The organism is Polaribacter marinus (assembly GCF_022662535.1).
Classification (GTDB): Bacteria; Bacteroidota; Bacteroidia; order Flavobacteriales; family Flavobacteriaceae; genus Polaribacter; species Polaribacter marinus.
Genome location: NZ_JAKQYM010000005.1, coordinates 154,772 through 169,754 on the forward strand (window position 1 = coordinate 154,772; position 14,983 = coordinate 169,754).

Sequence of the window (14,983 nt, forward strand, 5' to 3'; positions counted from 1 at the left end):
GATATAGTGAAAAACAGGAAATAGCTTCTAAATATTATTTTAAAATTACGTTTTTTTTGAATAAAAAACCCACTCCTTAATTATGAAGTGGGAAAATTGCTATGAAAAAGAATATGATAAGTAATTACTTATCATATATCTTTAGACGTTCGTTTTTAATAAAACTTGCGTTTTATTTTAATAATATTTTAAATTAATTTTCCATAGACAGTAAAACCATTCTCAATTCCATAAAAGTAAAAGATTTATCTACTTTTTCTTTCAATTCTGTTAAGCTTTTAAAATCGGTATTCTCTATAGCATTTACAATTTTCTTATATTTTTTAATATCGATTAATTCTAAAATATCCACATCTCCAGACGGAATAAAACTTGCCAAATGGCTTTCTATGGTTCCAGAAGTTAAACTACGTTCTTTAGCAATTTCTTTTACAGAAAGCCCCGATTTAAACAACTCTAAAGTAATTTGTTTGGTTGGTTTTTTATTTTCTTTTTTTTGCTCGTTTTGTTTATTAATTCCATTTTCATTACAATATTTTTCTATAACCTCTAAAATTTCTTCTCCGTATTTAGAAAAACGAATTTTACCCATTCCTTTTATTTTCAGTAATTCTTTTTCTGTTCTAGGCAATGCATCGCACATAGCGTATAAAGTTTCTTGCGTAAATATTTGAAAGGCAGGTATGTTTTCATTTATGCGAATTTCATCACGTAGTTCTCTTAATTTTAAAGCCAACAAAGGATCTTTTCTGGTAGATAATTTCTTTTTCTTAGCTGTAAGCGCAGATTTTTGTAAAACGGCTTTTGCTCTTACTTTTAAATATTCTTGAACCTTAAAACCATTGGTCATCTTATTTAGAGCAAACAATTTTTCCATTAGCTTTTCTTGTAAAGCATCAAATTGAGTAGTAAAATCTTTTTTTACCGCTTTATTATCTGTAGAAAATTCGATGGTATTTAAAGGTTTTAGAATGTTATTTTTTGTTTGGGTTAAAAAATAATCGATTGCTTTTGTAAAACGTTCTTGAATTTGAGAGCTGTTTTCTGGAAGAATACAATCCTCAGAAATTTGTGCTAATTGATTCTTAAATCCATTAGAGACTTTCATTAAAGCTACAACACCATCGTCTTTTATGGTTTGCAAATGATCAATTACATCTCCATTTATACTTGTTTTATTTTTATAATAAATATCAATTAATCTAGAAATAGGGTATAAAAATGGCTGGTAATCGAATAGTTCTGAAATTAAATTCAATTGAAAATGTTTTTCAGATTCGTTTAAAACACCTTCATCCGGGTGGTTTTCTTCTACACTTTCATTAAAAACACTTACTGTTCTGTCGTTAATAATTGCATTACTAGTAATTGGAGTTTTTAAAACCAAACCTTCTAAAGAGGTACATCTGCTTAAGGCAACATAGGTTTGTCCGTGTGCAAAAGATGCTTCTGCATCTATTATGGCTTTTTCGAATGTTAAACCCTGGCTTTTATGAATGGTAATTGCCCAAGCTAATCGTAAAGGAATCTGAGAAAAAGAACCAGAAACATCTTCTTTAATCTCTTTGGTTTCTTCATTAATAGAGTAATTAATATTTTCCCAAGTTTCTTTTTCTGTAACTATTTCGTCTATTTCATTAGGACATTGAACCGTTACATTTTCTCGAGAGATATCAGTTACAATTCCTATTTTCCCGTTGTAATACCTTTTTTCTGGAGACGAATCATTTTTGATAAACATTACTTGAGCTCCGATTTTTAATTCTAGTTTTTCTGCATTCGGATAGGAATTTTCATTGAATTTACCCGAAACTTCTGCATCAAAAAAATAGCTTTTGTTTTTAAGTTTATTTAGTTCGGAATTGTTGATTAAATTGGCTCTATTATTATGAGTTGTTAAGGTAATATAACCCTCGTCTTTTGTTGGTGAAAAAGTTGGGTTGTAATTTCTATTTAAAATTTCTGCAGATTTTTCAGATAAAGTATCTGTTCTGATTTCATTTAAAATCTTGATAAAATCTTCATTTTTTTGACGATAAATATGTTTCAATTCGATAGAAACCACATTTGCTTCTTGATACGCTTTAGAACTAAAAAAGTAAACAGTATCGTAATGTTGTTGCAACAAACTCCATTCGTTAGGTCTTACTACAGGAGCTAATTGTTGCAAATCTCCAATCATTAAAACTTGTGCGCCTCCAAAAACTTTATTCCTGTTTTTATACCTGCGTAATACTTGATCTATTCCGTCTAATAAATCTGCACGAACCATAGAAATTTCATCAATAATTACCAAATCTAATGATTTGATAATATCAATTTTAGTTTTAGAAAACTTACGTTGCTGATTTGTATTTGCAATCTGATTTGGTAAAATAGGACCAAAAGGCATTTGAAAAAAAGAATGAATGGTAACTCCTTTTGCATTAATTGCTGCCACACCCGTTGGCGCCACAATAACCATTCTTTTTAAAGATTCATTTTTAATTTGATGCAAAAAAGTAGTTTTACCTGTACCTGCTTTTCCTGTGATAAAAAGATTCCGATCTGTTTTATCTATAAATTGTACAGCAAGTTCTAATTCAGGGTTTTTAGGCATTTTAGCTTTTTTAATGCAAGATAATAAATCCGATATTATTTCATAAAAAATCCCAAGCAAAAAGCTTGGGACTTATATAATTATTGTGCAAAATTTTTGCCTACATTTCTAATGCTTTTGTTGGATTGTTATCCATCAATAATTCAACTGGATTTTCTAGAGCCTCTTTAACAGCCACTAAGAAACCAACAGATTCTCTACCATCTACAATTCTATGGTCATAAGAAAGTGCCACATACATAATTGGCTGAATTTCAACTTGTCCATTAACAGCCATAGGTCTATTTACAATGTTGTGCATTCCTAAAATTCCACTTTGTGGAGGATTGATAATTGGCGTTGATAACATAGAACCAAATACACCACCATTGGTAATTGTAAAAGTTCCTCCTGTCATTTCATCAACAGTTATTTGCCCATCTCTTGCTCTTAATGCCAAACGTTTTACTTCAGATTCTACTCCTCTAAACGATAAGTTTTCTGCATTTCTAATAACAGGAACCATTAAACCTTTTGGTCCAGAAACTGCAATAGAAATATCTTGAAAATCATTCTTGATTTGAAAATCTCCGTCAATCATAGAGTTTACATCTGGAAATAATTTTAAAGCTCTAACAACAGCTAACGTAAAGAAAGACATAAAGCCTAACCCAACTCCGTGTTTTGCTTTAAAATCTTCTTTAAACTGCGTACGTAAATCAAAAATTGGTTGCATATTAACTTCGTTAAACGTAGTTAACATAGCTGTTTCGCTTTTTACAGCCACTAAACGTTCTGCTACTTTTCTACGTAGCATAGACATTTTCTTACGTTCGGTTCCTCTAGAACCACTTGCAGGTTGTGTTCCCATAGAAGGCACTGCTTTTACAGCGTCGTCTTTGGTAATTCTACCATCTTTCCCTGTTCCTTTTATAGTAGAAGCTGCAATTCCTTTTTCTACTAATACTTTTTTAGCAGCAGGAGAAGCTGTTCCTGTAGCATATGTTGCTGCTTTAGGAGCTTCTTTAACTTCAGCTTTCTTTTCTTCTTTTGGAGTTGCTGTTTTTGTAGGTGTATCACCTGCAGGTTTAGCAGCGCTTGTATCAATTAAACAAACTACTTCACCTACAGCAACCGCATCTCCTTCTTCTGCTTTTAAAGTGATAATCCCACTTTCTTCCGCAGGTAACTCTAAAGTTGCTTTGTCAGAATCTACTTCTGCAATGGGTTGATCTTTTTCAACATAGTCTCCATCTTCAACTAACCAAGTTGCAATTTCTACTTCTGTAATCGATTCTCCTGGAGAAGGAACTTTCATTTCTAAAACACTCATGGTTTTCTTTTTTGCTTTTGCTAAAACAATATTAGCTTTTTATTACTTTACTTTTTATTTTTTTTGCGTTAAAATAGACTTTTACAATCTTTAACGCGCTACTCATTATCATTAAAAACACTATCAATAACCGCCTTATGACGTTTTTTGAATCGTGTGCTAGAACCTGCAGCTGGAACGGCGTAGTATTTACGAGAACGTACATTTAATTTTACCAAATCAAATCTTTCTAACATAAAACTCCAAGCCCCCATATTTCTAGGTTCTTCTTGTGCCCAAACATAGTTTTTTACATTTGGATATCTATCTATAACTTGTTGTAATTTTTCTAAATGCAAAGGAAACAATTGCTCTATTCTTACCAAAGCAACATCGTCTCTTTCTAAGATTTCACGTTCTGCAAGTAAATCGTAATAGAATTTACCCATACAAAAAACAAGTTTCTTAACATTTTTTGGGTTTAATGTATCATCTATAACCTCTTGGAATTCTCCAGTTGCTAAATCTTCTATTGTATTCACTGCTTTTGGATGACGCAATAAACTCTTTGGTGTAAAAACAATTAATGGTTTTCTATAATCACGCTTCATTTGTCTGCGTAATAAGTGGTAGAAATTAGCAGGTGTTGTACAGTTTGCAACTGTCATGTTATCTACTGCACACAATTGTAAATAACGCTCTATTCTTGCTGATGAATGTTCAGAACCCTGACCTTCATACCCATGAGGAAGTAAAACTACGATTCCGTTTTGTAATTTCCATTTGTCTTCTGCAGCAGAAATATATTGATCAAACATTATTTGTGCTCCATTTGAGAAATCTCCAAATTGAGCTTCCCAAATTGTAAGTGTATTTGGATTAGCCATGGCATATCCATAATCAAAACCAAGCACACCGTATTCTGATAATAACGAATTGTAAATCGTCATTTCTCCTGTACTCTTTGGATTTGTATTTAATAAATTGATACGTTCTTCTGTAACTTCATCACGTAAAACTGCGTGTCTGTGAGAAAAAGTTCCTCTTTCTACATCTTGCCCAGATATACGAACATTAAATCCTTCTTCCATCAAACTTCCATAGGCAAGATTTTCTGCCATCCCCCAATCTAATTGATTTGTTGTAAAAGCCATTTTTGCTCTTCCATCTAAAATTCGTTCTGCTTTTCTAACAAACTTTACACCTTCTGGAACTGTAGAAACTATTTTTGCAATATTTTTAAGATTTTCTACTGGGTAAGTTGTGTTGGTTGGTTTAAGCATCGCTTCTAACTGCTGACGAATAAAACCTTTCCAAGTAGATTCCATAAACTCTCTCACTTTTGAAGTTTTTTCTTTTTTAGAAGCATCAAATTCTTTTTCAAGCATTTGTTTAAACTCAGTAGTGATTTCATTTATATAAGATCCCTCAATAGACCCCTCTTTTAACAATTGATCTACATAAATATCTTTTGGATTTTTATGTTTAGAAATTGCTTTATATAATTTTGGCTGTGTAAAGCGAGGTTCATCCCCTTCATTATGACCATATTTTCTATAACCTAATAAATCAATAAAAATATCGCTTTTAAACTTCATTCTAAATTCTAGAGCCATTTCCATTGCATGACAAACAGCCTCTGTATCATCTGCATTTACATGCAAAACAGGAGATAAAGTAACTTTTGCTACATCTGTACAGTAGGTACTAGAACGAGCATCTAAATAATTGGTAGTAAAACCTATTTGATTATTTACAACTATATGAATTGTTCCTCCAGTTTTATAACCATTTAATTTTGCCATTTGAACCACTTCATAAGCAATTCCTTGACCTGCAATTGCTGCGTCTCCGTGGATAATAATTGGCAATATTTTACTTTCATCACCATTATATTTTCTATCAATTTTAGCTCTTGTAATTCCTTCTGCTACAGAAGCTACGGTTTCTAGGTGAGATGGGTTAGGAACTAAATTCATTGTAATTTCATTACCATCTCTATAGGTTTTACTCAATGTTAAACCTAAATGATACTTCACATCTCCATCGATATCTTCATCTTCAAAATCTTTTCCTTCAAACTCGCTAAACAAATCTCTAACTGGTTTTTTAAAAATATTAACCAGGGTATTTAAACGTCCTCTATGCGCCATTCCTAAAACACATTCTTCAACTCCGTATTTTTCTGCAGCTTCTCTTAAAGCAACACTAATACCCGGAATTAAAGCTTCTCCTCCTTCTAAAGAGAATCGTTTTTGGCCAACATATTTTGTTTGTAAAAAACTCTCAAAAGTTACAGCTTGATTTAATTTAGAAAGAATATATTTTTTAGCATCTACAGAATAACTTGGGTGGTTATCATTTTTATTTAAACGATCTTGCCACCACTTAATTTTTTCTGGATTACGCATGTACATGTATTCTACACCAATAGAATCACAATAAATACTTTGTAAGTGTTTTATTATTTCTGATAATTTCACAGTCCCTAAGCCTAAGACTTCACCTGCAGAAAAAGTTTTTTCTAAATCTTCTTTTGCAAGACCAAAATTTTCGATTTCTAAAGTAGGGTGGTATTGTCTTCTATCTCTTACTGGATTTGTTTTTGTAAACAAGTGTCCACGAGTTCTGTATCCATTAATTAAATCTACAACAGAGAATTCTTTTCTTACTTCTTCTGGAACTTCCTTAGAAATTTCTTCATCAGTTAAAGAATAATTCTCATTTGCTAAATCATACCCTTGAAAAAAACTTCTCCAACTAGGTTCAACTGCATCTGGATTAATTAAATATTGATCGTATAAATCGGCTATAAAGCCTGTATGTGCTGCGTTTAAGAACGAAAATTTGTCCATATAATATTTTGTGCTTTAAGTATAAGCTTATTACTAAAGCAAAAATACAATTTTTGAAATAAAGGGTTGTTTTTTTTCATGATAAATAAAAAAAATATTTTTTCATTTTTTTTGCAAAAGTATTTGGTGGTATTCTAAAAAGATATATATTTGCACTCGCTAATCACAAATTGTGAAGCAAACTCCTCCTTAGCTCAGTTGGTTAGAGCATCTGACTGTTAATCAGAGGGTCCTAGGTTCGAGTCCTAGAGGGGGAGCAAGATTAAAGTTCTTTAAAAAATAATGACTGCGAAAGTAGCTCAGGGGTAGAGCATCACCTTGCCAAGGTGGGGGTCGCGGGTTCAAATCCCGTCTTTCGCTCTATTCTTTTTAAATTCCATGCTGAAGTGGTGGAATTGGTAGACACGCTGGACTTAAAATCCAGTGGTCAGTAATGGCCGTGCGGGTTCAAGTCCCGCCTTCAGTACAAAAACCTTAACATTAATTTGTTAAGGTTTTTTTGTTTGATATTGTTTTATTTTAAAACAAAAAAAAAGAGCTGAATAAAATCAGCTCTTTTTTTTGCAATATATAAATCCCCCAACTTACAATTGCTTGTCTGTGTACTTAAACACTATACAAAGAAAAGGTAAAATCAATTAAATTAAAGAGAATTTCGACGAGGCTAGTAAATTCTTCGACGAATGGACATTGACCTTCGGTAAAGAGAATTTTTACTTAAAGTAAATTCAATCTTTTCATTAATTCACTTTTATTAGATCTACTAACAGGAATTACTTTTTGTCTTATAAGCACACTATTATCTTCAATATCAATTATCTCTGTTGTGTTTATAATAAAAGATCTATGAACTTTTAAAAACAAACTAGAAGGTAATTTGTCTTCTATTTTTTTTAATGTTGAATGGACAATATAATTTTTTTGGTTTGTTTTGATATTAATATAATCTCCTTTTGCTTCAATTAAATAAATATCTGCAATATTAATTTTCACCAATCTTCTTTCTACATTTACATATAAATAATCTAAAGCTGCTTTTTTATCCTTGGAAGTATCAACTTCTACATTAACATGAGATTTTAATTTCTGTATAGATTTTAGAAAACGATCTTCTGTTATTGGTTTTAACAAATAATCTACAACACAAGCATACTCAAAAGCCACTAGAGCAAAATCTTTATCTGAAGTTGTTAAAATTATTTTTGGTGGATTTTTTAAGCTTTGTATAAAGTCGAATCCAGAGAAAGTTGGCATATGAATATCTAAAAAAATAACATCTACGCTATTTGTATTAAGATATTTAATTGCTTCAATTGCAGAAGAAAAATCTTCTACAACATTAATTACTTCTGATTTACTACACAACTGCCTCATTATTAATCGAGCTGTTGCATCATCATCAATTATTATACAATTCATAATTTTTGATAAGGGGATTATATATCGTCTAAATATACGTGAATTTTGTTTAAAATTTTTATAAAATTTGGATATAATTTGGGGTTTTCTTCTTTTAAATCTGCTTCAAAACGAGAAGCTAACTCTAAATCTTCTTTTAATCCTAATATACTGATTTTGTGCTTTATCTTATGAACATTATTAGCCAATTCAAGATATTTTTTGCTTTCAAAGTTTTCAATGCATTTTTTAGCTTCTTCTGGAAATTCTTTTTTTAAAACAGTAATCACACTTTTTTCAAAGGCGATATCACCTCCAGAAATTTCTTTTATATATGATAAATTAGGTTTTTCCATCTTTTATTTTGGTATTGTAAAATAGAATGTTGTTCCTTTATTAACTACTGATGTAAGCCATATTTTGCCATTGTAAAAATGAATTATCTTTTTTACAATTGAAAGACCAATTCCTGAGGAACCTTCTACTTTTTCTAATGATTGAAATACTTCAAAAATTTTTTCAAAATATTTTTCAGAAATTCCTATTCCATTGTCTTCTATACTAAATTTCCAAAATTCGTCCTCTAAAATACAATCTATATTAATAATTCCTTGTTTTTTATCTATATATTTTACTGCATTATTTACAAGGTTCTGAAACAATTGTTGCATTCTAAAAACATCTCCTCTAACAGTTGGTAATATAGATTTTAAGTTTATTTGAATATGCTTTGGCACATAAGTAATGTCTATAATATCTTTTAACAACAGATTTAAATCTATATTTTTTTTCTTGTTCTGCACCTTATCAACAGTGGTATAATTTAATATTCCAGCGATTAACAAATCCATCTTCTCTAGATTTTTATGCAATAACTTAAAATTTTTATTGTTGTTAGAACTAAATGCTACAGACTCTTCTTCTAACCACGAGACCAAAGTATTCATGTTTCTTAAAGGAGCTTTTAAATCGTGAGAAACCACATGTGCAAAATCTCTTAATTCTTTATTCTTTTCTGTTAAGTCCTCTAGTAAAAATTCGAGCTTTTTTTCTTGTTCAAGTTCTTTTGTGATATCTTGTACTACAGCTACTTGATGTGTTATTTTACCCACTTCATTTTTAACTGATTTTATTTGTGTTTTTGCCCAAATAATAATTCCTTTTTTTGTTTTATACCTTTTGTTTACAATAAAATTATCTATTCTTCCTTCATATAGCTCTTCCATTAAAATAGAGGTCTTTTCATCTTCTTCTTGAAATGAAATTTCTTCAACATTCTTTTGCAGTAACTGCTCTTCTGAAAAATCTAAAAAATTTTGAAAGGCCTTATTTGACTTTATTATGTTCCCTTTTGTATTTGCTAATACAATACCTACTTGAGAGTTATCTAAAATTGCATCTAATTCTTTTCTTTGATTTTCAGATATCTGCTTATCTTGTTTGATTTGCGTAACATCGCGAAAAATACCTTGGGTGAATTCTGGCTCTCCTTTTGAATTTAAAATTAAATTTGGTTTAAATTCAATCCATTTAATTTCTTTCTTTTTTGTGTAAATTCTTAATTGATAAATCTTAGAGCTTTCTTCTTTTAAAAAATTACGAAAAGAAGAAATTGCATATTTAAAATCATCTTTATGAATTATATCTACAACATTTACGCTCTCGTTTTTAGGATTGAAACCCGTAAATTCTATTGCTGCTTTATTCATTTTTAGAATATTTCCAAACAAATCTGTAACTAAGTAGTTATCTACAATTGTTTCAAAAAGGTATTTAAAATCTAATCCATTTTTTTCTAGAACAGAAGTTAAGTTTTTATTTACAACTTCGATTTCCGCTTTTTTAATTTTCAAAAGTTGCTCGACTTTTAATCTTGCCTCTTTCTCTTTTTTTAAAGCTAGTTCTAGAGTTTTTAATCTATTCATGTATTTATAAATACAAACTTTTAAAGTGAGTTAGGAAATAAGTTCGTTTTTTTCCCAATAATTAAGAAGAGAAACTATTTTATTTGAATATTCATTAAAATATAGTGGTTTGCTAAAATAACCTGCAACACCAATAGAATAACACGCTTTTAAATCAGAATAACTACTTGAAGTTGACATTATTACAACAGGAATATGTTGAAATTCATTATCTCTTTTTAATTTTTTTAAAAACTCAAAACCGTTCATTTTTGGCATATTTAAGTCTAAAATGATTAAATCAAATGAATTTTCAGGATTATTTAAAAGGCTTATTGCTTTTTCTCCATCATTAGCTTCTATCACCAAATGATTAAATTGATTCTTTTCACAGACCTTTCTAAACTTCATTCTCTCAATTTCATCATCATCAATTAAAAGTATAGAAAGAGAATTCATCTTTATAAAAAAGTTAAGTTAAAGGGTTCTACAAAAATCACATAAATAAAAGCACCACCTTGTATAGTTAGCCAACCAACCTATATTTATCGGTGAATGGTGGTTTTTTATCGATAAATGGCTAAATATTAATTTGCCTATCTATTTGTTGATCTAATGAAATAAATGTTTCCGTTCTAGAAACTCCTTTTATATTTTGAATATCTTTATTTAACAAGTGCATCAAATCTTCATTATTCTTACATAAAATTTTAATGAAAATTGCGTAATTACCCGTTGTATAATGACTTTCTACAACTTCTGGAATATCTTTTAACCTTTTAATTGCAGATGAATACTGACTAGATGAATCTAAGAAAACACCAACAAAAGCTGTTGTTGTATATCCTAAAGACTTTGGATTAATTATCATTTTATACCCATCAATTAGTTCTGATTTCTCTAATTTTCTTAATCGCTGATGAATTGCTGCACCTGAAATACCCACTTCCCTAGCAATACTTAACACGGGAGTTCTAGCATCTTTTACTAATCTTTTGATGATGATTTTATCAATTCCGTCAATTTTCATTTTTAAAATATTTACCATAAAGATAAAAAAAATAGAGAACACTAAGTGTGTCCTCTATTTTTACTTTATTATTTAAACTAAAAACTTAAAATTTATTTCATTTCAAAATCTTCCATAAATTTAGTAGTATAATTTCCTGCTACATAATCTGGATGATCCATAAGTTGTCTATGGAAAGGAATTGTAGTTTTAACTCCTTCTATGACAAATTCATCTAAAGCTCTTTTCATTTTATTAATTGCTTCTTCTCTAGTTTGAGCAGTAACAATTAATTTAGCAATCATAGAATCGTAATTAGATGGAATCATATAACCTGCATACACATGTGTATCCATTCTAACTCCATGACCACCTGGTGTATGTAATGTTGTTATTCTACCCGGAGCAGGTCTAAAGTTATTATAAGGATCTTCTGCATTGATTCTACATTCTATAGAATGCAATTGAGGGTAATAATTTTTTCCAGAAATTGGCACTCCAGCAGCAACTAAAATTTGCTCACGTATTAAATCATAATTTACAACTTCTTCTGTAATTGGATGCTCTACTTGTATACGAGTATTCATTTCCATAAAATAGAAATTTCTGTGCTTATCAACCAAAAACTCTACAGTTCCTGCTCCTTCATACTTAATATACTCAGCAGCTTTTACAGCAGCGTTCCCCATGTTTTCTCTCAATTCATCAGTCATGAAAGGAGAAGGAGTTTCTTCTGTTAACTTTTGATGACGTCTTTGAACAGAACAATCTCTTTCTGATAAGTGACATGCTTTTCCGTAGGAATCTCCAACTATTTGAATTTCGATATGTCTTGGCTCTTCAATAAGCTTTTCCATATACATATCGTCATTTCCAAATGCTGCTTTAGATTCTTGTCTAGCAGAATCCCATGCTTCTTTTAAATCTTCTGCTTTCCAAACAGCACGCATACCTTTTCCACCACCTCCTGCAGATGCTTTTAACATAACAGGATACCCAGTTTCTTCTGCGGTTTTCTTACAATCTTCAAAGTTCTCTATAACACCTTCACTTCCCGGAACACAAGGTACACCTGCAGCAATCATTGTAGATTTTGCATTTGCTTTATCTCCCATTTGGTCTATCATTTTACCAGAAGCACCAATAAATTTAATATTATGCTCTTCGCACAAATTAGAAAATTTAGCGTTTTCTGATAAAAATCCATATCCTGGATGAATTGCGTCTGCATTTGTAATTTCTGCAGCAGCAATAATATTAGACATTTTTAAATAAGATTCTGAACTTGGAGCAGGACCAATACAAACAGCTTCATCTGCAAATCTAACATGTAAACTTTCTGCATCAGCAGTAGAATATACAGCAACTGTTTTAATGCCCATTTCTTTACAGGTTCTAATAACACGTAATGCTATTTCACCCCTATTGGCAATTAATATTTTTTTAAACATAATCGTAAAATTTTCAATAATTCAAAAAACAAATTTCTAGATATCAACAAGAAATTTGGAAATTGAAAATAGGATTAATATTAAGACGGATCTACCAAAAACAATGGTTGATCAAACTCTACAGGAGAAGAATCATCAACTAAAACTTTAACAATTTTACCTGAAACCTCAGATTCTATTTCGTTAAATAATTTCATTGCTTCAATTACACAAACTGTGTCTCCAACCTTAATATCTGAACCTACCTCTACAAAACTAGGTTTATCTGGAGCAGGTTTTCTATAAAAAGTTCCGATAATTGGAGATTTTACTGTTATATATTTAGCATCTTCATCTACTTTTTCTACGACTGGAGCCGCTATAGGTTGAGCTGCTATTGGTGCTGCCGCCATTTGAGGCATATTTGCCATAGGTGCCGCTTGTACAATTGTAGTTTCTGTTTTTTCTGAACCTGTTTTAATTGTAATCTTTACATCTTCCATTTCTAGTTTTACCTCGCTTGCGCCAGATTTTGCTACAAATTTTATAAGATTTTGAATTTCTTTAATATCCATATTTCTTATTAGTTTAGTTGTTTATTATTAAGAATTATAAGCCCATTTAAGATAGATAGCTCCCCATGTGAAACCACCACCAAATGCGGCAAAAATTAAATTATCTCCTTTTTTTAATTCTTTTTCATAGTCTGCTAATAAAAGCGGTAAAGTAGCTGATGTTGTGTTTCCATACTTATGGATATTCATCATAACTTTATCATCTTCAAGACCTACTCTCTTTGCTGTAGCTTCTATGATTCTTTTATTTGCTTGATGCGGAACCAACCATTGAACATCATCTTTGGTTAGGTTATTTCTAGTTAACATTTTTTCTGAAACATCAGCCATGTTAGAAACAGCATATTTAAAAACGGTCTTACCTTCTTGGTATACAAAATGTTGGCCATTCTTTACCGTATCTATAGTAGGAGGCAAAATTGAACCACCTGCTTCAATTTTTAAAAACTCTCTTCCAATACCATCGCTTCTTAGAAACTCATCTTGTAAGCCCAAATCTTCTGTATTAGCTTCAAATAAAACAGCTCCAGCTCCATCTCCAAAAATAATACATGTAGCTCTATCAGAATAATCTATAATTGAAGACATTTTATCTGCTCCAATTACTAAGACTTTCTTATATCTACCCGATTCTATATAACTTGCTGCTGTAGACATTCCGTATAGAAAACTAGAACATGCCGCTTGTAAATCATAAGCAAAAGCATTGGTTGCTCCAATTTTGGAAGCTGTATAAACAGCTGTCGATGCTACTGGTAAATCTGGTGTTGCAGTAGCAACAATTACCAAATCAATTTCTTTAGGATCTAAATTAGATTTTTGTAATAAATCTTCTGCGGCTTTAATTGCCATAAAAGATGTTCCTAACCCTTCTCCTTTTAGTATTCTTCTTTCTTTAATACCTGTTCTACTCGTAATCCACTCATCATTAGTTTCTACTAATGTCTCTAACTCTTTATTTGTTAGAACGTATTCAGGAACATATTTCCCTACCGCTGTTATTGCTGCAGTGATTTTAGTCATAATTGTTGTTTGTGATCCAAATATTTATGAATATCAAAAGTAGTGAAAAATATTTCACTTTTTTGTGTTAAAATTATCAACAAAGATAATTTTTGCTTAAAAAACGTAAAAAAACCCTCAAAATTGAGGGTTTTTTTGTGTTTTTTACAATAAGTTCTAAGCTTCTGCTGCTGCAGATTCTAATACAACTTGACCTCTGTAATATAGTTTTCCTTCATGCCAGTGAGCTCTGTGATACAAGTGTGCTTCACCTGTTGTTGGATCTGTAGCAATTTGTTGATCAGATGCTTTGTAATGTGTTCTCCTTTTATCTCTTCTTGTTTTAGATATTTTTCTTTTAGGATGTGCCATTTTATGTCTTTTTTTCTGTTATTAAACTCTTTAATTTATCCCATCTTGGGTCTGCTTCTTCAGCTGTTTTTTCTTCTTTTACTTCTAGTTCTCTTAATTTTTTTAGCGCTTCAGATTCCATTGTGCCATCTAAAACTTTTGGATGAATTCTTTTTGAAGGAATTGCTAAAACTATTGACTCGTAAACAAGTTGTGAAACATTTAATTGAAATGCTTCATGAGGTAAAATTAAAATTTCCTCATTATCATCATTATATTCTGGACCAAATTTAATTACCAATGGCATTTCAGTCTCTATTTCTTGATAATATAACTCATTTGTAATATCACAAGGAACTTCTACTGTACCAGTTGCACTAAAAAGCAGTTCAAATAATGTGCTCTTTTTTACGAATTTTAAAGAAACTTTTATTGATGAACTATTAAATTCATCATAATTAAAAGCTTCAAAGAACTTATTGTCAATTGTATAATCAAACAAATGAATTCCTTCCTTTAATCCTACAAACGGTATGTTGAATTGTTTCAAGTCTTTCATTATCAAACAT

At 30.6% G+C, this 14,983-nt stretch carries 13 protein-coding genes and 3 tRNA genes; 3 read left to right on the forward strand and 13 right to left on the reverse strand.

All coding sequences use genetic code 11. The features are described from left to right. Positions 1-193 precede the first annotated feature (193 nt). From MC378_RS08690 to MC378_RS08700, 3 genes are all read right to left on the reverse strand, one after another. On the reverse strand, positions 194-2,599 hold the full coding sequence (locus MC378_RS08690) for a helix-turn-helix domain-containing protein (RefSeq protein ID WP_242178373.1): 2,406 nt from the start codon (positions 2,597-2,599) through the stop codon (positions 194-196). A 100-nt stretch (positions 2,600-2,699) separates the two neighbouring features. After that, positions 2,700-3,911, reverse strand: coding sequence for a 2-oxoglutarate dehydrogenase complex dihydrolipoyllysine-residue succinyltransferase (odhB, locus tag MC378_RS08695; protein WP_242178374.1), 1,212 nt, complete (start codon positions 3,909-3,911; stop codon positions 2,700-2,702). 98 nt (positions 3,912-4,009) lie between these two features. After that, positions 4,010-6,745, reverse strand: coding sequence for a 2-oxoglutarate dehydrogenase E1 component (locus tag MC378_RS08700; protein ID WP_242178375.1), 2,736 nt, complete (start codon positions 6,743-6,745; stop codon positions 4,010-4,012). A 183-nt stretch (positions 6,746-6,928) separates the two neighbouring features. Here MC378_RS08700 and MC378_RS08705 point away from each other — a divergent pair. The 3 genes from MC378_RS08705 (at position 6,929) to MC378_RS08715 (ending at position 7,211) form a co-directional block, all read left to right on the forward strand. Further along, positions 6,929-7,002, forward strand: a tRNA-Asn gene (locus tag MC378_RS08705). A 31-nt stretch (positions 7,003-7,033) separates the two neighbouring features. Further along, positions 7,034-7,105, forward strand: a tRNA-Gly gene (locus tag MC378_RS08710). Between the two features lie 20 nt (positions 7,106-7,125). Beyond that, positions 7,126-7,211, forward strand: a tRNA-Leu gene (locus tag MC378_RS08715). Between the two features lie 251 nt (positions 7,212-7,462). Here MC378_RS08715 and MC378_RS08720 read toward each other — a convergent pair. The 10 genes from MC378_RS08720 to MC378_RS08765 form a co-directional block, all read right to left on the reverse strand. Beyond that, positions 7,463-8,164 carry a LytR/AlgR family response regulator transcription factor gene (locus MC378_RS08720; protein ID WP_242178376.1) on the reverse strand — a complete coding sequence of 234 codons (702 nt, stop codon included), beginning with the start codon at positions 8,162-8,164 and terminating at the stop codon, positions 7,463-7,465. A gap of 17 nt (positions 8,165-8,181) precedes the next feature. After that, the gene (locus MC378_RS08725; protein ID WP_242178377.1) at positions 8,182-8,499 is read right to left on the reverse strand and encodes an Hpt domain-containing protein; all 318 of its coding nucleotides are present in this window, start codon (positions 8,497-8,499) and stop codon (positions 8,182-8,184) included. Positions 8,500-8,502: 3 nt separating this feature from the next. Next, on the reverse strand, positions 8,503-10,068 hold the full coding sequence (locus tag MC378_RS08730) for a PAS domain-containing sensor histidine kinase (protein ID WP_242178378.1): 1,566 nt from the start codon (positions 10,066-10,068) through the stop codon (positions 8,503-8,505). 30 nt (positions 10,069-10,098) lie between these two features. Next, positions 10,099-10,506: a response regulator gene (locus MC378_RS08735; protein ID WP_242178379.1), complete on the reverse strand. Its 408-nt coding sequence runs from the start codon at positions 10,504-10,506 to the stop codon at positions 10,099-10,101. A 121-nt stretch (positions 10,507-10,627) separates the two neighbouring features. Continuing rightward, entirely contained in the window at positions 10,628-11,077 is a 450-nt protein-coding gene (locus MC378_RS08740) for an Lrp/AsnC ligand binding domain-containing protein (protein WP_242178380.1), read from the reverse strand. A 92-nt stretch (positions 11,078-11,169) separates the two neighbouring features. Next, positions 11,170-12,507, reverse strand: coding sequence for an acetyl-CoA carboxylase biotin carboxylase subunit (accC, locus tag MC378_RS08745; RefSeq protein ID WP_242178381.1), 1,338 nt, complete (start codon positions 12,505-12,507; stop codon positions 11,170-11,172). A gap of 80 nt (positions 12,508-12,587) precedes the next feature. Continuing rightward, positions 12,588-13,061: an acetyl-CoA carboxylase biotin carboxyl carrier protein gene (accB, locus tag MC378_RS08750; RefSeq protein WP_242178382.1), complete on the reverse strand. Its 474-nt coding sequence runs from the start codon at positions 13,059-13,061 to the stop codon at positions 12,588-12,590. A 27-nt stretch (positions 13,062-13,088) separates the two neighbouring features. Continuing rightward, positions 13,089-14,084 carry a beta-ketoacyl-ACP synthase III gene (locus MC378_RS08755; protein WP_242178383.1) on the reverse strand — a complete coding sequence of 332 codons (996 nt, stop codon included), beginning with the start codon at positions 14,082-14,084 and terminating at the stop codon, positions 13,089-13,091. Between the two features lie 156 nt (positions 14,085-14,240). Then, a complete protein-coding gene (gene rpmF / locus MC378_RS08760) occupies positions 14,241-14,435 on the reverse strand; it encodes a 50S ribosomal protein L32 (RefSeq protein ID WP_215994580.1) in 195 nt (64 codons plus the stop codon). A gap of 1 nt (position 14,436) precedes the next feature. Next, the gene (locus tag MC378_RS08765; protein WP_242178384.1) at positions 14,437-14,973 is read right to left on the reverse strand and encodes a YceD family protein; all 537 of its coding nucleotides are present in this window, start codon (positions 14,971-14,973) and stop codon (positions 14,437-14,439) included. Positions 14,974-14,983 lie beyond the last annotated feature (10 nt).